Below are 20,660 nucleotides of genomic sequence, written 5' to 3' on the forward strand. Positions count from 1 at the left end.
CTATCGCTACTAATTTGTCTTTACTCTCAAGGTTCATAGCTCGTTTAGTTAACAGAAACGCAATTAAGCGACACCTCTTTTGACTTTGAGGCGCATGCTTTAGCTTGCAGTTTTTTGGGTTTACTACTTAATCTTGTAAATAGATTTTTGCTTCGCTCATTATGGCTAATACTGTTATGCGATGGCTCGCATACTGGCAGGCTAAAGCCAGCGCCCCGAATATTAGACTTTGTCTCATCACTATCGCTACTAATTTGTATTTACTCTCACTTACATAGCTAATTTATGTAACCCCTTTAACTAAAGCCCAATTAAACGACACATCTTTTAAGGGGCGCATGCTTTAGCCTGCAGTGTTTTTTCTTTTTGTGTTGGGGTTGAGTATTTTGAATTAGATTTTCGCTCATTCAAGAAAATAGTCATATGCGATGGCCGCATACTCGCTTCAGCCTGCTTTTTCAGGCTGAAGCGCTATCCTATTTTTATTACCTAACCATTAATCTATTGCTTTTAATGTGGCTTTTAATAATGACCAGTATTTATCCACTGAGGCTATCTCTACTTTTTCATCTGGGCTGTGTGGAAACTTGATGGTAGGGCCGAAAGAGATCATGTCCCAGTGTGGGTATTTCTCACAGAATAATCCGCATTCTAGCCCTGCGTGAATAACCATGGCTTTTGGTTTTTTACCAAACAGGTCCTCATATTGGGTTTCCATGGTTTTATAGATAGCCGAATCTTTATTTGGCGTCCAACCTGGATAGTTACCTTCTTTAGCTACGCGTCCTTCGTATTGTTCAAAGTGAGTTGTAATTTGCTTAGCGTATTTGTGTTTGTCTTCTTCTATTTGAGAGCGAATTAGTATTTGTATCGCAAATTGATTCATTAAACCACTTTGTTGGGTCACCACAGCAAGGTTACTGGAGGTTTCCACCACATTAGGAAAACTATCATCCATCGAGTAAATTCCATTTGGACAAGTTGCGAGAGCATTGATTAAGTTTTCGTGACATTGATGAGTTAATACTGAGCTTGGTAAATCACAAGGTTGAAGTGTGATCGTAAAGTTACTTTCACTCTCTCTATACTTGTCACGTAAGCTGACCTGCAAAGTATTGATCACTGTTTCTAAACTATTTTGATATTGTGCATCGCATACAATAATTGCCTGTGCTTCACGTGGAATTGCATTACGTAAACTGCCGCCAGACAGTGATGAAACAAGAAATGGTGCCGCATCGAGGTTAGTTAATACATTTGCCAATTCTTTTATCGCGTTAGCACGACCTAGGTTAATATCTACACCTGAGTGTCCACCTTTTAAACCAGAGATACTGATTTGATAAGCGCTATCAGTAATATCTGTTTCCATTTTTTCAAAGGGTAATAAGACATTCACGTTAACACCACCTGCACAGCCAACATAAAGTTCGCCTTCTTGTTCTGAATCAGTGTTAATGAATAGCTTTCCCTGTAACTGTCCTGCTTCCAAGCCAAAAGCACCGGTCATTCCGGTTTCTTCGTCGGTAGTGATTAATACTTCTAATGGGCCATGTTCAATGGTTGAATCTGCTAAAACAGCTAAACATGACGCCATACCAATGCCGTTATCAGCTCCTAGCGTTGTATTGTCTGCTCGAAGCCATTCGCCATCTATAATAGGAATAATTGGGTCGGTTAAAAAGTTATGTTCTTTATCGTTGTTTTTTTGCGGGACCATATCTAGATGGCATTGCAATATAACCGGTGTTTTATCTTCATATCCTACGAAAGCAGGTTTTGTTAGTATTAAATTACCTATTTTGTCCTTAACACAAGCAATATTATTTTCTTGTGCCCAATTAATAATCCAGTTTCGTATTTGTTCTTCATGTTTAGAAGGGCGAGGAATGGCACAGATATTTTCGAAGAATGACCAGACTGGAGCTGCTGAATGTGATTGTAATTGTTGCATAAACAGGCCTTTTGCCGAATAAAATGAAAATAACCTCAGTTTTGCTTGGTTTAATATGCAAGCTAGGACATTTTTCACAAATGCAATTTGTGTAAAAAACAGACCGAAGTTGTTGTATAAAAAGAAACCTTAAAAGCACTTAAATAATGTTGACCATGGTTAACTTGATTTGCGTTAGCTAATCAACTTCGGAATTATAATGAAAACCAATTTATTTAATTTAAAATCAATGTGTTATTTTATTTTCGTGTCATTTAAGTGTGCTGCTTTATAAAGGTTACGCTACTCGGTTTAATCAATAATTCCAATCATTTTAATGGCCAAACTCTAGAAATTTGATCTCGATAACTTTTGTGACCACCGTCATATCTTCTTAAGTAAAAATTAATAAGATATATTTTTAATAAAATGTAAAATTTGATTGGTCAATTGGACTGAAGATCTATAAAATGCACGGAATTTGCCAAATTTTACTATTTTCTGGTGAAAAAATGCTCTGCATGGCCTCACTCAGATTATATAAATTTTTATTTATTTGTTTTATTTATGGAGGTTAACTTGAGTCATTCTGCCATACTGGTGTTGGAAGATGGGACTGTCTTTAAAGGCGTATCAATTGGCGCTGATGGGAGTTCTGTTGGTGAGGTTGTATTTAATACGTCAATGACCGGCTACCAAGAAATCCTAACTGATCCATCCTACGCAAGACAAATCGTAACACTCACTTATCCCCACATCGGCAACACCGGCACCAACCAAGAAGATGAAGAATCCCCAGCAATCCATGCTTGTGGTTTAGTTATCCGTGATTTACCTCTCCTAGCAAGCAACTTCCGTAATCAAGCATCATTAAGCGAATACTTAGCATCACGTAATGTGGTTGGTATTGCTGATATTGATACTCGTAAACTAACACGTATTTTACGTGAAAAGGGTGCTCAAGCTGGCTGTATTATGGCTGGCGAGAACATTGATGAAGCGGCTGCACTAGAGCAAGCTAAAGCCTTCCCAGGTTTAAAAGGAATGGACTTAGCTAAAGAAGTAACGACTGCGGAATCTTTTGAATGGTCTGAAGGTAGTTGGACGCTAACTGACGGTTTGCCTGCGCCAAAGACAGATTGCAAATATCACGTAGTAGCTTATGACTACGGTGTAAAACGCAATATCTTACGCATGTTAGCTGACCGTGACTGTAAGTTAACAGTAGTACCAGCGCAAACACCAGCCGCTGATGTACTGGCATTGAATCCTGATGGTATTTTCCTTTCAAATGGCCCTGGTGACCCAGAACCATGTACTTATGCCATTGAAGCAATTCAAGAGATTCTAAAAACTGATATCCCTGTATTTGGTATCTGTTTAGGTCACCAGTTACTTGCATTAGCAAGTGGTGCAAAAACAGTGAAAATGAAGTTTGGTCACCACGGCGCTAACCACCCAGTGAAAGACTTAGAACGTGATGTAGTGATGATCACTAGCCAAAACCACGGTTTTGCAGCAGATGAAGCAACATTACCTGCTAACTTACGTGCGACTCATGTTTCATTGTTTGATGGTTCTTTACAAGGTATTCATCGTACCGATAAAGCGGCATTTAGTTTCCAAGGTCACCCAGAAGCTAGCCCTGGTCCACATGATGCAGCACCACTATTTGATCACTTCATTGAATTGATTGAACAGTACAAAAACGCTTAGTTGAACCGGATAACCTTGTGTTCGAAGGCTTTCGAACACATTGAACAGATATAAAAAGGTAATTTCAGATGCCAAAACGTAATGACTTAAAAACCATCCTTATCATTGGTGCAGGCCCGATCGTTATCGGCCAAGCTTGTGAATTTGACTATTCAGGTGCGCAAGCATGTAAAGCACTAAGAGAAGAAGGCTACCGTGTAGTACTTGTAAACTCTAACCCTGCAACCATCATGACTGACCCAGAAATGGCTGATGCCACTTACATCGAACCAATTCACTGGGAAGTAGTTGAAAAAATTATCGCTAAAGAGCGTCCTTGTGCAGTTTTACCAACAATGGGTGGTCAAACGGCGCTTAACTGTGCACTAGAGCTTGAAGAAAAAGGCGTGCTAGCGAAATACAACGTTGAGATGATTGGTGCAACGGCTGATGCAATTGATAAAGCCGAAGACCGTAGCCGTTTTGATGCAGCAATGAAGAAAATTGGACTTGAATGTCCACGTGCTGGTATCGCACATACAATGGAAGAAGCTTACGGCGTATTAGAGATGGTTGGCTTCCCTTGTATTATTCGTCCATCTTTTACTATGGGTGGAACGGGCGGCGGTATCGCATACAACCAAGAAGAGTTTGATGACATTTGTTCAAACGGTTTAGACCTTTCTCCAACCAATGAATTATTGATTGATGAATCATTAATCGGTTGGAAAGAGTATGAAATGGAAGTAGTTCGCGACAAAAATGATAACTGTATCATTGTGTGTGCGATTGAAAACTTTGACCCTATGGGGATTCATACGGGTGACTCAATTACGGTTGCACCAGCACAAACATTAACAGATAAAGAATACCAATTAATGCGTAACGCTTCTTTAGCAGTATTACGTGAAATCGGTGTTGAAACAGGTGGTTCAAACGTACAGTTTGGTATTAACCCTGCAGATGGCCGTATGGTACTTATCGAGATGAACCCTCGTGTATCACGTTCATCGGCATTAGCGTCTAAAGCAACAGGTTTCCCGATTGCTAAAATCGCTGCAAAACTAGCGGTTGGTTACACGCTTGACGAATTACAAAATGATATCACTGGCGGTAAAACACCAGCATCATTTGAGCCAACTATCGATTACGTTGTAACTAAGATCCCACGCTTTAACTTTGAAAAATTTGCTAACTCAAACGATCGTTTAACAACGCAAATGAAATCAGTTGGTGAAGTAATGGCAATTGGCCGTAACCAACAAGAATCTTTACAAAAAGCACTTCGTGGCTTAGAAGTTGGTGCAGACGGTTTCAGCCCGATGGTTGATTTAAACGCTGATGACGCAAAAGAAAAAGTCTTATACGAACTACGTGAAGCAGGTGCTGAACGTATTTGGTACATCGGTGATGCATTCCGCCTTGGTATGACCATGGAAGAAGTACATAACATCACTAAGATTGACAACTGGTTCCTAGTTCAAATCGAAGATCTTATCTTAGAAGAGAAGAAACTAGCAGAAGGCGGTTTACGCTCACTAGATGCTGATTCACTACGTAAACTTAAACGTAAAGGTTTTGCTGATAGCCGCATCGCTTCTGTGATTGGTTCATCTGAGACTGAAGTACGTAAACTACGTGAAAAATTTGCACTACACCCAGTTTACAAACGTGTAGATACCTGTGCTGCAGAGTTCTCATCTGATACGGCTTACATGTACTCAACTTACGATGAAGAGTGTGAAGCAAACCCAAGTGATAATGAGAAAATCATGATCATCGGTGGTGGTCCTAACCGTATCGGTCAAGGTATTGAGTTCGATTACTGTTGTGTACATGCTGCTATGGCAATGCGCGCAGATGGTTACGAAACTATCATGGTTAACTGTAACCCTGAAACTGTTTCAACTGACTACGATACTTCAGACCGTTTATACTTCGAATCAATCACATTGGAAGATGTACTTGAAATCGTACGTGTTGAAAACCCTAAAGGCGTTATCGTGCAATACGGTGGTCAAACGCCACTTAAATTAGCACGTGCGCTTGAAGCGGCTGGCGTACCAATTATTGGTACTTCACCAGAAGCGATTGACCGCGCAGAAGACCGTGAACGTTTCCAACAAGTGGTTGAGCGTCTAGGTCTTAAACAGCCTGAAAACGATACAGTAACAACACTTGAGCAAGCGGTTGAATCTGCTAAGCGCATTGGCTACCCATTAGTTGTACGTCCTTCTTATGTACTAGGTGGTCGTGCGATGGAAATCGTATATGACGAGCAAGACTTACGTCGTTACTTTAAAGAAGCAGTAAGTGTTTCTAATGAATCACCGGTTCTACTTGACCGTTTCTTAGACGACGCTGTTGAAGTTGATATTGATGCAATCTGTGACGGTACTGATGTAGTTATCGGTGGCATCATGGAGCACATCGAGCAAGCTGGTGTTCACTCTGGTGACTCTGCATGTTCATTACCTGCTTACACGCTAAGCGCTGAAATTCAAGACGAAATGCGTGGTTACATCAAAGCATTAGCACTGGAACTAGGTGTTGTTGGCTTGATGAATACACAGCTAGCGGTAAAAGATAACGAGATTTACATGATTGAAGTAAATCCACGTGCTGCCCGTACTGTTCCATTTGTTTCTAAAGCGACAAGTGTGCCAATTGCTAAAATAGGCGCAAGTGTAATGGCAGGCAAAACGCTGAAAGAACTAGGTGTGACTGAAGAAGTTATTCCACCTTACTACTCAGTTAAAGAGGTAGTATTACCGTTTAACAAATTCCCAGGCTCTGACCCAATCTTAGGTCCTGAAATGCGTTCAACAGGTGAAGTAATGGGTGCAGGTGCAACCTTTGCTGAAGCTTATGCAAAAGCGGAACTAGGTTCAACGAAAGAAGTGCCTGAAATTGGTCGTGCATTAATATCTGTTCGTAACAGTGATAAAAAGCGTGTTGCTAAGTTAGCACAACAAATGCTGGACTTAGGTTTCGAACTAGATGCAACGCACGGTACGATGATCACCTTACAAGAGTCTGGTATTGAAGCTCGCCTAGTGAACAAGGTTCACGAAGGCCGTCCACACATTCTAGACCGTGTTAAAAACAGTGAATACAAATACATTGTGAACACCACAGAAGGGCGTATATCAATTGAAGATTCGCGTCAGTTACGTCGTGCAGCATTACGTTATAAAGTAAACTACACAACAACGCTAAACGGTGCATTTGCAACTTGCCGCGCTCACACTGCTGATCCAACAGCACCAGAAGCAACAGTAAGTTCAGTACAAGAGCTACATAAACGCATTAATGGTTAATCATTAAGTTGATAATCAATAGCTAGTGATGTAGTAAATAGGAAGCCACTCAAACGAGTGGCTTTTTTGTCTTTGAGCTAGGGGAGTTTGATTCTAAAATACCTATCGCGGCAACTGATATGTATGTGTGCGAGTATCATAGAGGTGTTTTAAACACCAAAGATAAATGGTCGGCTATCATCTCTAGAAGTTACTCATAGTGCCGGTTGCCTATTAATATTTAGTAGAACTGATATTGATAAGCAAGCCGACGTGCATTTGCAGTAAATCATTGTCGAACCTAAAGGTTTTTTAAAAGCATGTAGGAAATAATACCGAACACAATAAATAACTTATCTATTTCACTTGTTAAATCAGCTCACTTCTTCGTTGTGAATTTCGTAAATAGAACATCATTTACGCCTTGAATTGAACTCCTTTTGCTGTATAAAATTCTGATAACATATTTAATGTTATCGGTATAATTATCAAAATAAGAGGCTGAAAATAAAGTGCTATATACCTATTACTTTTCGTATGAAGGGAGTTTTTTAGGTGTTGAAATTGAATCGGTGCTTTCACTAAGACCAAAATACAGTCTATCTAATTGGTTAGGCCTCACTTTAATAACAATAATAGGCTTTTAGTAAATCGTGAAAATAAAAGACTTCAATCAATTATTAACAGAGGTGGATTCGTGCACTATTTGCGAAACTAACTTAAAAGCAGGCGTTCGCCCTGTTTTACAAGTTAATCCGCATGCGAAAATTCTTATTGCAGGTCAAGCGCCTGGCTCAAGAGTTCATGCTACAGGTATTCCATTTGATGATCCGAGTGGTGACCGATTAAGAGAATGGATGGGGATTAATAAAGAAACTTTCTATGATTCACAAAAAATTGCCATATTGCCCATGGCTTTTTGTTATCCAGGAAAGGGGAAATCAGGTGATTTACCTCCTCCGCCAATCTGTGCAGAGACTTGGCGTAATAAATTGCTTGAAACGATGCCACACATACAACTTACACTTGTTATTGGACAATATGCTTTGGCATGGCATTTAAAAAATAGAGGTACAAATCTTACTGAAACAGTCAAGAATTGGGCTATGTTTGGAGATCAGGTTATGCCGCTACCACATCCAAGTCCACGTAATAATATTTGGTTAAAAAATAATCCATGGTTTGAAGCAGATGTATTAACGGTATTACAAAATAGAGTTCATAATATTCTTAAATAGATTTTACTTAGCTTTTTCATAAGGCAGTTTACCTCCATTATTTGATTATCCTGTGACTAGCTCGGCGATTTGAAATGTATTTTTGACGCCGTAAAATTTCTGTTTAATATTTTTTAAAAATAGAATACATCAGTATATGGAAAACTTTTGTTAGTAGGTTTAAATTTTTAAATCAATGGTTTATTGTTTTTATAAGGTTTTTATTGTTGGTTAAACGTCAGCACACTAAAAGTTTAGCTACACCTGTATTTGTTTTTATCGACCCGTAGTTGGTTGGTATTTCTTCCGCATATATTATTAGTTACCTTGTAACTCAAACTGCTAGTAGCCAATCAAGTATCAGAATGCTTATTCGATTATTTTCAACAACATTCCCCATAACCTATTAAAGAAAAAAACGCCATTATTGGAATATCGACACTTTGAAACTAATGGTTATCATCTATTGTATTAAAATATGAAAGTGCCTATAGCAATATTGGTAGCAGATAAAATAGCTAACGACCAAGTACTTCTGTAGCGCTGTCAATTAGAATAAGGTGATATAGGCTGTACGATTTAGGTAAAGTGAATAAGCATGTGAGCAGTATTAGGTTGTTCATAATATAGAGAAGCCAAAACATTGCTTAGATTAAGCCTAAATGGATGTTCATCGATGACATGATAAACTAATGAGACTCGTAGTGCTTTTTCACTTTAATTTAATCAATCATTTAATCAAAACCAAATAATAAATTTGAATCTCAAGTAAATGTGAATTAATGTGGTTTTTATTTCAACTGTTTAGGCTGATAGCAAGAAATTCAACAGCTTAGCTAGGTGAATATAGGGTGCCATTATGACTTCATTCATTTCGTTAGATCGCCTTCGATTTTTGTTTAATCGTTTTGCTGAACGGCTTTGGGTGCGCCCATTAGCAATCTGTTTATTGTCGGTAGTTGTTGTCTTTGCTGCGAAATTTATAGATGGCTCTCAGTTAGCGAACTTTGCGCCTTTAGTTGAAAAGGATTCGGTTGAAACCTTACTTTCCATTATGGCTTCTAGCATGTTGGTGATTGCGACGCTTTCTGTGTCATCTATGGTTGCAGCATACGCGGCTGCAAGTAACTCTGCGAGCCCTCGTTCTTTCTCGCTGGTGGTTGCCGACGATGTGTCACAGAATGCACTTTCCACTTTTGTTGGTGCTTTCATTTTTAGTGTCGTTGCAATTACTGCTGTCAAAAATACTTTCTATGATAAAGCGGGGCTTTTTACGCTTTTTGTTCTAACTGTATTTGTATTCGCTGTGGTGATTTTGACTTTTGTAAGGTGGGTAGACAGCATTGCGCGTTTGGGACGAGTGGGTTCAACTATTGATAAAGTGGAAAGTGCAACGGAAAAAGCGCTGACTAGAAGAAGAGATAAGCCGACATTGGGTGGAATATCAATTTTAGGTTCACCAACTAAAGGCCAAGCTGTGTATACATCCAAAATAGGCTATGTACAGCATATTGACATGGCAGTGATTCAAGACTGGGCAAATGATGTTGACGTGTCGGTAGTGTTGTCGGCTTTACCTGGTACATTTGCTTCACCTGATCAAGCATTGGCTTACGTTAGCATTCCATCAGGCGATTTGTCTGAATTGGATTGCACATGTTTAATGGAGGCGTTTCACATTGGTAAAGATCGTACCTTTGAAGATGATCCTCGATTTGGTTTGGTTACATTATCTGAAATTGCAGTTCGTGCCTTATCTCCAGCTGTTAATGATCCAGGGACGGCGATAAAAGTGATTGGCACATTGGTACGTTTAATTTCTACTTTTAACGCACCAGCAAAAACTGAAAATAAAAACCACGTTGAGTTTGACCGAGTCGCAGTGCCAGAGATTCTGGTATCGGATATGTTTGAAGATGCTTTTACCGCTATCGCTCGTGATGGTGCCGGTAGCATAGAGGTCTGTGTTCGCTTACAAAAAGCATTTAATTCTCTTGAGTCACTTAACAATGATGATATTCAAAAAGCTGCTCGTTATCAAAAGGATTTAGCGTTAAAGCGGGCATGTAAAGCACTTGATATAGAAGAAGACTTGATCGCTGTTAAAAATGCAGCAAACAAGCCTAGTTGATCGTTGAATAATGAACAGGCCTTTAAACCGAGGTATAACTTTAAAAGCCTGTTCAATGTATTAAATTATTGACTCTCTAAACTGGTTTCACTGTCAGTAGCGTGTTGTGTGTTTGTTTTAAACTCTGTTAACCAATATAAAAAAGCAATAACACCAAAAGAGCCGCCCAACCACGATACACCAGTCCAACCTGCTATCTCAAATACATATCCAGAAGAAGCTGAACCGACTACGCCACCAAAGAAAAAGCTGGTCATATAGGCTGTTGTAATACGACTTCTTGCAGCAGGGTTCAATGTATAAATCACACTTTGATTTAATATATGAGATCCTTGCTGCCCAATATCTAGCAGGATCACTCCAATCATGATGGCAAAAAGGTGAGTGCTGAATAAGCCCATGATTGTGAATGCAATCATGATTAATGACAACAGTAATCCCGTTCCCATACGGGTATGACCTTTATCATGAAGTTTACCAGCAAAACTTGCACTGAGAGCACCTGCTGCGCCAAGCAATCCAAATAAGCCAATCAATGAATCTGTGTAATTATAAGGAGGACGAGCAAGTAAAAAAGCTAAGGAAGTCCAAAGCACACTAAAGGAAGCAAACCCAAGTGTTCCATAAACAATTCGACGTCTTAACAAAGGCTCATCACGTAATAAGTGCAGTATTGAGCCAATTAATGCTGGATATGATAAACGCATTTCACCTCGACTTTCGGGAAGCATTTTCCATAGCACAGCGGTTTGAACAAGCATGCTAAATGTGGCAAACCAAAATACGGCTTGCCAACAATAGGCATCAGCAATGACTCCTGATACTGTTCTGGCCAATAAAATACCCAATAATAAACCTGACATCACGCGCCCAATCACTGCTCCTCGTTGTCCTTCTTCTGCTAACACTGCCGCAAAAGGGACTAACACTTGAGCTGCAACTGCTGTTAAACCAATTGCTAAACAAGAAAGTAGAAATATTCCAATGCTACTCGACAGTGCTGCACCGGCTAAGCCAATAGCAGTGCCTGCTGTGACAATCGTAATTAAACGACGTCGTTCAAGTAAATCACCAAGTGGCACGATCAACACTAAACCCATTACATATCCTAATTGCGTCATGGTAATAATCAGCCCAGTGGTACCGATAGAGGTGCCAAACATATTCGCTAAGGTGTGTAGTAAAGGTTGTGCGTAATAAAGATTAGCCACCGCCATACCGGATGCAATAGCCATTACATAGACTAATAAGTTATTGGGTTTTAAAGACGGTGTTGTCGTAGAAACTTGATCATTGTGATCACTTAATGAATTGGACAAAGTCGGTTAACCTCGAGATTTTGGATTAAACAGCTGTAAAGCAGGAAAAGTACTTTTCATTTATCATAACGTGTTGATCCATAAAATGTAACGTTCTCAATCAATAAAGATCAAGCAAAATAAAAGCCACTAAGGAGATGTCTAAATAGGCAACATTTTGTCGCTAATATGTATAGTTTAATAGTGCATATAACTATTTCGCTCTAATGAAGCTTTGGTTCGTAGGTAAAACTATGAAATATTCACGTATGCGTTATTGTTTATCATGTCTTAATTTATGCTTTGCTTGTTTAACCCTCTTCTTGTTAATTAGTGTTTATTGCTTAATAATCAGTTTGATATTTATATCATTAGCCACTTGGGTTTATATTTGTACTGTCACATATTAATTATTAATCAGACTCAGGAGTTAAATTGGAAAATATAAAAGTAGTGTGGGTTGATTATCTCCGTGTTATTGCTATCGGTATGGTTGTATTTTTACACTCAGCCTCGCCTTTATTATATAAATTCAATCAATTACCTTTGGATTACTGGTTAATTGCAAATGTCTATGATTCTATGGTGAGAGTCTGTGTCCCGCTATTTTTTATGGTATCTGGTTTTTTGTTATTGCAAAAACAGGAACCTTTAGGCTTTTATTTTTCAAAGCGATTTAAAAAACTCCTGGTACCCATTATCTTTTGGTCGTTATTTTTTATTTTATGGAAAAACATTGTTGAGAATGGTGAACTTCCAAAATTTGAGCAGTTTTACAGTTTATTACTTAAACCCAGTTACTATCATCTCTGGTTTTTATACGCGCTAATAGGTATTTACTTATTTGTCCCTATCTTAAGAATAGTGACCAATTCTACTGATAATAAATTGCTTGTTTATTATTGCTTAATTTGGTTTTTAGCCGTTTCTGTCATTCCCTTTATTGAAAAAGTGATTGGTGTAGATAGTAAAATAGATCTACATTCTATTTCTGGTTACATTGGATACTTGGTATTAGGGTATATCTTAGGGAAAAAGACTATCTCATTGAAGGTATTCATTTTTTCTGTTGCTATTTATTTACTGATGGTTATTTTTACTGCTTCGGGTACCTATTATTTAACGCTAAGTAATGATGGGAAGTTTTCAGATTATTTATACTCTTACCTTGCGCCTAATACTATTATTGCTGCAATTTCCTGTTTTATCCTTATAAAGTATGTGGCAATAAACAGCGCTGTATTTAACAATACAACTCTTTTGAAGATGGTTAAAAAACTTAGTGCTTGTAGTTTTGGCATCTATCTCATTCATCCTGTCTTCATCTATTTATTTAAAACAGGGAGCATTGGGCTTGAATTATCTGCATTTTCAGGTGACCCATTATTATTTATACCCTTAACGTCGTTGATTGTATTTCTACTATCATTTTTTATGGTTTTATTCATTAAAAAAATACCGGTAATAAACTTAATTGCGCCGTAAGTCGTAGTAAATGAATATATTTATTATTAACTTTTCAATAGGATTTTAACTTGATTTCATCATTTTTACGTCATGCTGTTCTGAGCTCTGTTGTGTTACTTGCTGCTTGTAGCCAAGCCAATCTTAACCCTAATTATCAAGTCGCCGATGCTTTACCTAGTTATTCGCAAGATACCTTTAAGCAATATATTAGTGAGACAAGAGAGTGGCTATTAACGCATAGAGTCTTTAAAACCGATGATGTTGAAAAAGAGTTACGCGCTAATTTACCTTTTGAATTAATTCCTGAAAATCCAAATGGTGACGCGGTGCTTTTAGTGCATGGCTTGGGCGATTCTCCATATTCATTTATCGATATTGCTGATCATTTAGTGTCGCAGGGGTATTTGGTAAGAACGGTTTTATTGCCTGGGCATGGTAGTAAATCTGGCGATTTAATGTTGCCTAGTTTAGAAGACTGGCAAGGTGTGGTACACCATCATATTGAGTTATTAAAAACTAAGTCAAATAAACTGTGGCTGGGAGGCTATTCTACTGGAGCAAACTTGGTAACATCTGAAGCGTTAAATGATGATGGCATCGCTGGATTATTATTGTTTTCTCCAGCTTTTAAGCCAGAAAAATCAGTGGTGAAGTGGGCTAGTTTGGCGAGTTACTTTGTGACATGGGCTGATCAAGACCCTGAAACCAATTACATACGTTATAATTCTTTACCTATGCATGGTGCAGCAGTTTATTACGATACTGCTGCAACAGTTCAAGAAGACCTACAGGATATCACTTATAACAAACCTGTGTTTATGATGATCAGTGAAGGCGACCGTGTCATTGATAGGGCATTTCCTATTGCTGTATTCGAACAACAATTTAAAAATAAAAACAATCACCTTGTATGGCTAGGTGAAGAAGACCTATCAATCTCGCAAAGTACCCGTTTTAGTATGAATCGCCCTGATTTACATATCGTTAATGGTTCTCATATGGGGTTGTTATATTCACCTAATAATACCGAATATGGTGCAAAAGCCGATATTACTATATGTAATAATGGCCAGTCTAAAGAGCGACAAAAGGCTTGTGAAGCAGGTGAAGATATTTGGTACTCTTCTTACGGTTGGCATGTTGAAGGTAAAACATTGGCTCGATTAACTTATAACCCTTATTTTGATAAAAGTATGACAGAGCTGGATCGCGTAATGGATAATCAATAATGTATAAGTACATACAGGAAGCAGACGGTGATATTTGATAGTAATACCACGCTAATTAAACCTTTTTTATTGTTTAATTTAATGAAATAAATTTTCAAAATAGCTTATATTATTAAGGATTAATAATGAAAAGACTTATTCTAGTAACCTCGCCGCCAGCAAGTGGCAAAACCTACATTTCTAAAAAGTTGGCTAAAGCACTGAAGCATGTTGTGTATTTAGATAAAGATACGTTAATAGTGCTATCACATCAGATTTTTAAAGTGATGAATGAAGAGGTTAACCGAAGCTCCGATTTCTTTGAAGAGCATATTCGTAATTACGAGTACGACGCGGTATTAGCTTTAGCAATGGAAGCTCTTGAATATGATGATATTGTACTAATTAACGCGCCATTTACTCGTGAAATTAGAGACACTGCTTTTATTGATAATTTAAAGAATCAACTCATCGAAAAAGATGCACGTTTAACCGTTGTCTGGGTGATGACAGATGTTGACGTAGTCAAAAGTCGTATGATTGAAAGAAACTCATCAAGAGATACATGGAAGCTCGACAATTGGGATGAGTATATTAAAGACGTTGATTTCTCTATTCCATTGAGCCTTGATAACCCCGATATCGTCGATGATCTACTTCTATTTAAAAACTCCAACCAAGAAGAATATGAAAACTCAATGAAAGAGGTGGTTTCTATTTTAGAAAAGAAATCGTAGTTGATTTTTCAGGTTTTCCATTCTCTTATGGCTGACCAAACAGAGACTGTATTAATAAGTCTGCACAGATTAGGCAATTGATGTTACCTAATCTGTTTATTATAAAAGGCAGCGCAGTGCTACTTTTTTATCAAGTTGTTGGTAATGCGGCAATAAACATCATTTCTACTTTCCAGTCTGGATTCGCTAGTTTGGACTCTACGCAGGCTCGTGCAGGTACCGTTAGTTCATGACAACAGTAGAGCGGTTTGGAAGCAATGGTTTATTAAATATTTGCCTAATAGCAACAGCTGGATGCATGGTTATGTTTATTCAGATTTGTCACTTGCTTTAGAAGCTGCACTAGATGGGGAAGGCTTATTCTTAGCTGATGATATTATTTGTAAACAAGGGATTGAATCCGGTGCCTTAGTTAAAGTATCTTCACCCATTCATCACTTGTCTAATAACCAAATGACCTTTCTACTTTATGTTGTTAATCGACTATAAAATAATAGTAATGTAAATATTCTATTCTTCTATTGGCAGTGTCGATTGTTTAAGCCAATTAATCATGTTGCGGTTATTTGTTCTGATTATTCAAGGTCAAAGTATTTTTATACTGACATTCTTGGGTTGCAAGTGAGTACTGAACATTATCGTGCAGAAAGGCAATCTTATAAATCTCCCTACCATTACTGATTTTTATCTTCTGTTTACAGTCTTTGCTATATAGCTATATCTTACTAATTTTTCAGGTAAATATAAAAATATTATTAATATGTGATATTATTTTTTAGGTGTTTATTGCAGTAAACATTAATACACAGATTAATTTTAACTAAACGAACAAGGAAGAAAGAGATAATGGAACCTGAAACGCCAAAAGTAGCTGAAACTCTTGATAAAAAAAATAAAAAACAACGGCCTGCAATTCGTTTTGATAATTCTGACTTAATAAAAAGCGGTTTTTGGGTTGGACAAATATTTATGGTCATTGCGACTGTGATAGGGGTTTATTTAGCTGCTCAAGAGGGTTTATCCCAAGCTTTATTATTTGAAAATTTAAATAGCAAAGAGAAGAATTTCTATTTGCAACATGCTTTGGCTGATGAACTTGGCGATAATATTAAGACACTTGATAGCTATGCTAAATTACTGAAAGAGAAGTCACCTTACAATATAAAAGCCTACCACCCTGCGATTGACGATTTTGTATGGGGTAACATGAAGTATTCATCCAATGCATTAGAAACACCAAGTTACATACTCTCCGGTGTTCGTCGTTATAATTCAGAAACTGCGCAGATCATTACAAAAATAGAAAACAATCAATTTGGTCCTAAATATGGTGCGGGTTTACTACTAGCACTTAATAAAAAAGTAAGTGATGGTGCGCTAAAAAATCTAATTAACAATTATACCCAACTACATCACGAACTTATAGAAGCTGGTATTGAAGTCGGCCCGTTGTCAAATAATTAAGGAAATTACAATGAAAAATTGCCCAAATTGCGCCAGTACTTCAATGAGAGCATATGAGTTTCATCAACAAGAAGTGGAGCAGTGTCAAGAATGTCATGGTATCTGGTTAGAACTAGGCGAGTTAGACGGTGCTTTATCTGTTGCTGATAATGGTAATTCACAGGTTTATATGGAAGAGGCCTTGGGAGAGGTATTGGGCGAATCTAAACGTCATTGCCATGTATGTGATAAAAAGCTATCTCGCTATCATCTTATGTCTGGTTTTGAGGTCGAAGTTGATACCTGTTCTAACTGTTTTGGAGTTTGGCTAGATCATGAAGAGTTAGAAAAAGTAACCCAATCTCCAGCGATTGCACAAGCTCTGTTGGAATTAGATAAACCGACACATAAACGTACTTGGTTGTTTCAATTTTTATCGCAAATGCCAGTGGAATACAATCTAAAGCCTAAAAGAACACCATGGGCAATGTACTCTTTGCTATTTTTTAATATTTTATTCTTTATCAGTTACAGTGTGGGAGTCGTTAATGAATCTTTTGCCTTTAATTACTTTGCGTTGCATTCTGACCAAGTCAGTCATGGTCAACAATTGTGGGCACTACTAACCCATATGTATATGCATGGTGGGTTAATGCATTTAGTTGGTAATATGTACTTCTTATATATCATCGGTGACAATTTAGAAGATACATTAGGCCGTGGCAAATTTATTCTTTATTACACTTTGTGTGGTCTTGGTGCAGCTGTTGCACAGATTTTAGCTGATCCTAATTCAACTATTCCAATGGTAGGTGCAAGTGGTGCGATTGCAGGCTTATTTGGTATGTATTTATTATGGTTTAGGCACGCTAGCTTGACACTGATGGTGATTGTTTATCAGAAAAAAGTGAGTCCTATGATCTTCTTTGGTTTTTGGATTGTGACTAATATTGTGGGTCTTTATTTAGCAAATGAAAGCGGTGGAGGTGTCGCTTATTGGGCTCATATTGGCGGTTTTATTGTTGGTATTGTGATTGGTTTGCTGGTTAAAAAGAAAGTATTTGCTACAAACCCTCTGTTGGCGATGCTTAATAGCCAAGAAGTGAAAGTGAAACGTTAAGTTTTTATTTATACCGACAGCCATGAAATGGGGTGTCGGCTGACGTTAATACTTTTGTTATATAAACAAGTTATATTGAGTACTTTGATGAAATGATTAAACCTTGAGTTGTTGATCGTTTACTATGGCTTTTTATATAGCAATAAATCCCTTAAGTGCACTGTTTTGATCCATTTTCTGTGATTAAGCCATCTCTCTAGTCAGCTAACACAGATTTTATCTCGGTTGATAATAGGGCTTACTTCAATATCATTTCATAAATGTATTTGGCTTATTTATTGCTAACCTATTGAGATTATAGGTGCTGGAGTTCTTTTAATTGAAACTCTATATTCAATGTTGAAAAATGTGCGTATTGCGTGACACTAGGAAGAGAATTTAATGCCAAGTAACAAACATAGTTTTATTGAAGATGTCCAAGCCATTATTATTGCCACACTATTAGCTTCATTGGGAGTAATGCTTTTTAAAACAACAGGATTATTAATTGGTGGTACGGCTGGATTGTCTTTTTTAGGGCAATACGCAACTCAGTTTAGTTTTAGTGAAATATTTTTTATTATTAATCTGCCATTTTATATCCTGTCTTATAAACAGTTAGGGTGGAAATTTACGCTAAAGACTTTTGTCGCGGTTTTATTACTGTCTGTTTTTGTTGAGTTTACACCTACATTTATTACTGTGAGCTTTTTAGATCCTATTTATTCAGCAGTGGTGGGCGGGCTTTTAATTGGCTTTGGTTTGCTGATGTTATTTAGACATGGTGCAAGCTTGGGGGGATTAATGATTTTGGCACAATTTTTAAATCAAAAATACAATATCTCTATCGGTAAGTTTCAAATGTCGGTGGATTTTATTGTGTTATTACTCGCCATTTTTATTGTGGATTGGCGAGCCATTCTATTATCAATTATTGGTGCAACAGCTTGTAATTTAATATTGGTGATAAACCATAAACCAGGACGTTATAGCGGTAAGTAGAAAAGAATGCTAACTACTATCTAAACCACCTGTATAGAAATAATAACTAAACTGGTTTTTTTGTTGGTGGAATATAGTACTCCATCATAAAAAACTATATCTCGAAAAAAATAGTTTAAGATTAATCTATTTAACGACTTCTACTTTTGTTCTGTTTATTTACCTCGTATTATCAACACTTGTGTTGTATTCAATAACGCAAAATCTTATCTAATTTCCGTTCATAAACTCAAAGGACTCTTCCATGAAAAAAAGTTTTCTGGCGCTCTCGATTATTGTTTCATCGATTTTCTCTCAAACTGCAATTGCAGATCCTAAAACACCTGGTACTCAAACTGGTTACTCTACTGCAGATTTATTAGCAAAAGGTGTTCCATCAGATATAAATACTGTTTCGGTTGAAGCATTGGCAAAGGAGTTAAAAGGCAAACCTGCAATGACGGTTGGTTTTGATATCGATGATACAGTTTTGTTTAGTAGCCCTGTGTTTTATCGCGGCCAGCAAGAATTTTCACCGGGTGGGTATTCATATCTTTCCAATCAACAGTTTTGGGACAAAGCGAACTGTGGTTGGGATGCATTTAGTCAACCTAAAACCATTGCCAGCAAGTTAATTGCCATGCATCAAGCTCGAGGTGACGATATTTATTTTATTACAGCTCGTACGCCATCTGATTGTGACTTCATGACAACTTATATTAAAAAAACATTTGATATCAATCAGATGCATGATGTTATTTTCTCTGGATCTAGTAAAAATGCTTATTTAAAAGCACCGTACATCAAACAACACAATATCAAAATTTATTACGGTGATTCAGATGGAGATATTATTTCAGCTCGCCAAGCTGGTGCTGAAGGGATCCGTATTATGCGAGCAGCCAACTCAAGTTATAAGCCACTTCCAAAAAATGGATTGTATGGTGAGCGTGTTGTATTAGATTCGCAGTATTAATTTTCTAGCAAGAAGCGTTAAAAATTCAATCGATTAGTTTAATATTCTTTTTTTCATTTGAATGTTATCGAGTTGTTTTATCGCTCTGATGAGTAAGCTTGTATTACCGTTATTGACGACGGTAATACAAGCCATTAGTAGCTATAACTTCTTAAAATATTTTCATTAACAAATAAAGTCGTGTTTAAAATTCATCCCAATAAGGCTTTTCACCGTAATATTGGCTAATAAAATCAATAAAAACAGTGAGTTTGTTTGCGGTTAATTTTCGATGAGGATAAACCACATACAAGGTCATTACATCGGGGTTAAAATCTTCTAATATGACTTTTAACTTACCTTGCTTTATCGCCTCGCTAACAATAAAAGTCGGTTGTACCACATAACCTTCTCCGGCAATCGCCGCCTCCACTAATACATCCCCATTATTAGAAGAAATACTTTGTCTTTGTGCTTTAATTGATCGCTTTAATGCGTTGATGAGGGGTAAGTGACCCCGGTTATAGTCCATGTAGTTATAATGTAAAAAATGGTCAGGGTTAAGTTGGTCAGGGTGTTCTGGAGTGCCATTTTGGGCAAGGTACTCGGGTGATGCACAAGTCACTATATGGATAGGCGCGATACGTTTAGCGATCAGGGAAGAGCTTTTTAGGTCACTAATACGCAATGCTAAATCGTAGCCTTCTTCGATAACATCAATTTTACGATCATTGAGCTGTAAATCAATTTTAACTGCGGGATGACTTTGACGAAAATCTCTCAGTAAAGGAGCGATATGTTTGGTGGCAAATGAAACGGGGGCACTAATGCGCAGTGTCCCTTGAGCTTCATTGTTAAGTTGTCCTAGGCTACCTTCCCAATCATGAACACGCTCTAAAATTTGCTGTACATGTTGCACACATTGCTCGCCTTCTGCTGTTAGACGAATAGTACGAGTGGTGCGATTAAATAACCTGACGCCTAAATGCTCTTCTAAATGTGCAACATATTTGCTGACAAGTTGATTAGAGGTATCTAATTTTTCTGCTGCCTTAGTAAAACTGCCTTCTTTTGAAACAGTGATAAAGGCTTTCATCATGTCAAGCTTATCCATTGTTATTACCCCAAAGATTAAAATGTCATACATAATATTATTACCAATATTTTGTTGGTAATAATTCAATGTTAGCAATGTTT

At 37.5% G+C, this 20,660-nt stretch carries 16 protein-coding genes and 1 pseudogene; 14 read left to right on the forward strand and 3 right to left on the reverse strand.

Going from position 1 to position 20,660, the window contains the following annotated elements:
• Window positions 1-496: 496 nt before the first annotated feature.
• Entirely contained in the window at window positions 497-1,954 is a 1,458-nt protein-coding gene (locus OW492_RS00615) for an aminoacyl-histidine dipeptidase (protein ID WP_290037701.1), read from the reverse strand.
• A gap of 546 nt (window positions 1,955-2,500) precedes the next feature.
• On the opposite strand from OW492_RS00615, the gene carA reads away from it, so the two are divergent.
• The 4 genes from carA (at window position 2,501) to OW492_RS00635 (ending at window position 10,275) form a co-directional block, all read left to right on the forward strand.
• Window positions 2,501-3,649, forward strand: a complete 1,149-nt coding sequence (carA, locus tag OW492_RS00620; protein WP_290037702.1) for a glutamine-hydrolyzing carbamoyl-phosphate synthase small subunit — start codon at window positions 2,501-2,503, stop codon at window positions 3,647-3,649.
• A gap of 68 nt (window positions 3,650-3,717) precedes the next feature.
• Window positions 3,718-6,948 carry a carbamoyl-phosphate synthase large subunit gene (carB, locus tag OW492_RS00625; RefSeq protein ID WP_290037703.1) on the forward strand — a complete coding sequence of 1,077 codons (3,231 nt, stop codon included), beginning with the start codon at window positions 3,718-3,720 and terminating at the stop codon, window positions 6,946-6,948.
• A gap of 632 nt (window positions 6,949-7,580) precedes the next feature.
• Window positions 7,581-8,165 (forward strand): uracil-DNA glycosylase family protein, encoded by a 585-nt coding sequence (locus OW492_RS00630; RefSeq protein ID WP_290037704.1) that lies wholly within the window; start codon window positions 7,581-7,583, stop codon window positions 8,163-8,165.
• A gap of 838 nt (window positions 8,166-9,003) precedes the next feature.
• Window positions 9,004-10,275, forward strand: a complete 1,272-nt coding sequence (locus tag OW492_RS00635; RefSeq protein WP_290037706.1) for a DUF2254 domain-containing protein — start codon at window positions 9,004-9,006, stop codon at window positions 10,273-10,275.
• A gap of 65 nt (window positions 10,276-10,340) precedes the next feature.
• Here the strand turns inward: OW492_RS00635 and OW492_RS00640 are convergent, their stop codons facing one another.
• Complete coding sequence (locus OW492_RS00640; RefSeq protein WP_290037707.1) at window positions 10,341-11,594, reverse strand: MFS transporter; 1,254 nt, start codon at window positions 11,592-11,594, stop codon at window positions 10,341-10,343.
• A gap of 414 nt (window positions 11,595-12,008) precedes the next feature.
• Between OW492_RS00640 and OW492_RS00645 the strand changes: the two genes are divergently transcribed.
• The 10 genes and pseudogenes from OW492_RS00645 (at window position 12,009) to aphA (ending at window position 19,484) form a co-directional block, all read left to right on the forward strand.
• Window positions 12,009-13,058, forward strand: a complete 1,050-nt coding sequence (locus tag OW492_RS00645) for an acyltransferase family protein (RefSeq protein ID WP_290037708.1) — start codon at window positions 12,009-12,011, stop codon at window positions 13,056-13,058.
• A gap of 50 nt (window positions 13,059-13,108) precedes the next feature.
• Window positions 13,109-14,269 carry an alpha/beta fold hydrolase gene (locus OW492_RS00650; RefSeq protein WP_290037709.1) on the forward strand — a complete coding sequence of 387 codons (1,161 nt, stop codon included), beginning with the start codon at window positions 13,109-13,111 and terminating at the stop codon, window positions 14,267-14,269.
• A gap of 125 nt (window positions 14,270-14,394) precedes the next feature.
• Window positions 14,395-14,985, forward strand: coding sequence for an AAA family ATPase (locus tag OW492_RS00655; protein ID WP_290037710.1), 591 nt, complete (start codon window positions 14,395-14,397; stop codon window positions 14,983-14,985).
• Window positions 14,986-15,065: 80 nt separating this feature from the next.
• Window positions 15,066-15,218, forward strand: a complete 153-nt coding sequence (locus tag OW492_RS00660; RefSeq protein WP_290037711.1) for a hypothetical protein — start codon at window positions 15,066-15,068, stop codon at window positions 15,216-15,218.
• On the forward strand, window positions 15,196-15,474 hold the full coding sequence (locus OW492_RS00665; RefSeq protein ID WP_290037713.1) for a hypothetical protein: 279 nt from the start codon (window positions 15,196-15,198) through the stop codon (window positions 15,472-15,474). Before OW492_RS00660 ends, OW492_RS00665 begins: the two co-directional genes overlap by 23 nt.
• Before the next feature lie 45 nt (window positions 15,475-15,519).
• Window positions 15,520-15,648 (forward strand): annotated as a pseudogene (locus tag OW492_RS00670) (VOC family protein); the annotation flags it as partial.
• 183 nt (window positions 15,649-15,831) lie between these two features.
• Entirely contained in the window at window positions 15,832-16,449 is a 618-nt protein-coding gene (locus OW492_RS00675; RefSeq protein WP_290037715.1) for a hypothetical protein, read from the forward strand.
• Window positions 16,450-16,459: 10 nt separating this feature from the next.
• Window positions 16,460-17,548 carry a rhomboid family intramembrane serine protease gene (locus OW492_RS00680; protein WP_290037718.1) on the forward strand — a complete coding sequence of 363 codons (1,089 nt, stop codon included), beginning with the start codon at window positions 16,460-16,462 and terminating at the stop codon, window positions 17,546-17,548.
• 381 nt (window positions 17,549-17,929) lie between these two features.
• The gene (locus tag OW492_RS00685; protein ID WP_290037719.1) at window positions 17,930-18,529 is read left to right on the forward strand and encodes a YitT family protein; all 600 of its coding nucleotides are present in this window, start codon (window positions 17,930-17,932) and stop codon (window positions 18,527-18,529) included.
• A 244-nt stretch (window positions 18,530-18,773) separates the two neighbouring features.
• Window positions 18,774-19,484, forward strand: coding sequence for an acid phosphatase AphA (gene aphA / locus OW492_RS00690; protein ID WP_290037721.1), 711 nt, complete (start codon window positions 18,774-18,776; stop codon window positions 19,482-19,484).
• A gap of 184 nt (window positions 19,485-19,668) precedes the next feature.
• Here aphA and OW492_RS00695 read toward each other — a convergent pair whose 3' ends face one another.
• The gene (locus tag OW492_RS00695; protein ID WP_290037722.1) at window positions 19,669-20,577 is read right to left on the reverse strand and encodes a LysR family transcriptional regulator; all 909 of its coding nucleotides are present in this window, start codon (window positions 20,575-20,577) and stop codon (window positions 19,669-19,671) included.
• Window positions 20,578-20,660 lie beyond the last annotated feature (83 nt).

The organism is Psychromonas sp. 14N.309.X.WAT.B.A12 (genome assembly GCF_030397575.1).
GTDB lineage: Bacteria > Pseudomonadota > Gammaproteobacteria > Enterobacterales > Psychromonadaceae > Psychromonas.

Coding starts and splice junctions, on each gene's coding strand:
- OW492_RS00615 (WP_290037701.1), bottom strand. CDS start 1,954: ATGCAACAATTACAATCACATTCAGCAGCTCCAGTCTGGTCATTCTTC.
- carA (WP_290037702.1), top strand. CDS start 2,501: ATGGAGGTTAACTTGAGTCATTCTGCCATACTGGTGTTGGAAGATGGG.
- carB (WP_290037703.1), top strand. CDS start 3,718: ATGCCAAAACGTAATGACTTAAAAACCATCCTTATCATTGGTGCAGGC.
- OW492_RS00635 (WP_290037706.1), top strand. CDS start 9,004: ATGACTTCATTCATTTCGTTAGATCGCCTTCGATTTTTGTTTAATCGT.
- OW492_RS00655 (WP_290037710.1), top strand. CDS start 14,395: ATGAAAAGACTTATTCTAGTAACCTCGCCGCCAGCAAGTGGCAAAACC.
- OW492_RS00660 (WP_290037711.1), top strand. CDS start 15,066: ATGTTACCTAATCTGTTTATTATAAAAGGCAGCGCAGTGCTACTTTTT.
- OW492_RS00675 (WP_290037715.1), top strand. CDS start 15,832: ATGGAACCTGAAACGCCAAAAGTAGCTGAAACTCTTGATAAAAAAAAT.
- OW492_RS00680 (WP_290037718.1), top strand. CDS start 16,460: ATGAAAAATTGCCCAAATTGCGCCAGTACTTCAATGAGAGCATATGAG.
- OW492_RS00685 (WP_290037719.1), top strand. CDS start 17,930: ATGCCAAGTAACAAACATAGTTTTATTGAAGATGTCCAAGCCATTATT.
- aphA (WP_290037721.1), top strand. CDS start 18,774: ATGAAAAAAAGTTTTCTGGCGCTCTCGATTATTGTTTCATCGATTTTC.
- OW492_RS00695 (WP_290037722.1), bottom strand. CDS start 20,577: ATGGATAAGCTTGACATGATGAAAGCCTTTATCACTGTTTCAAAAGAA.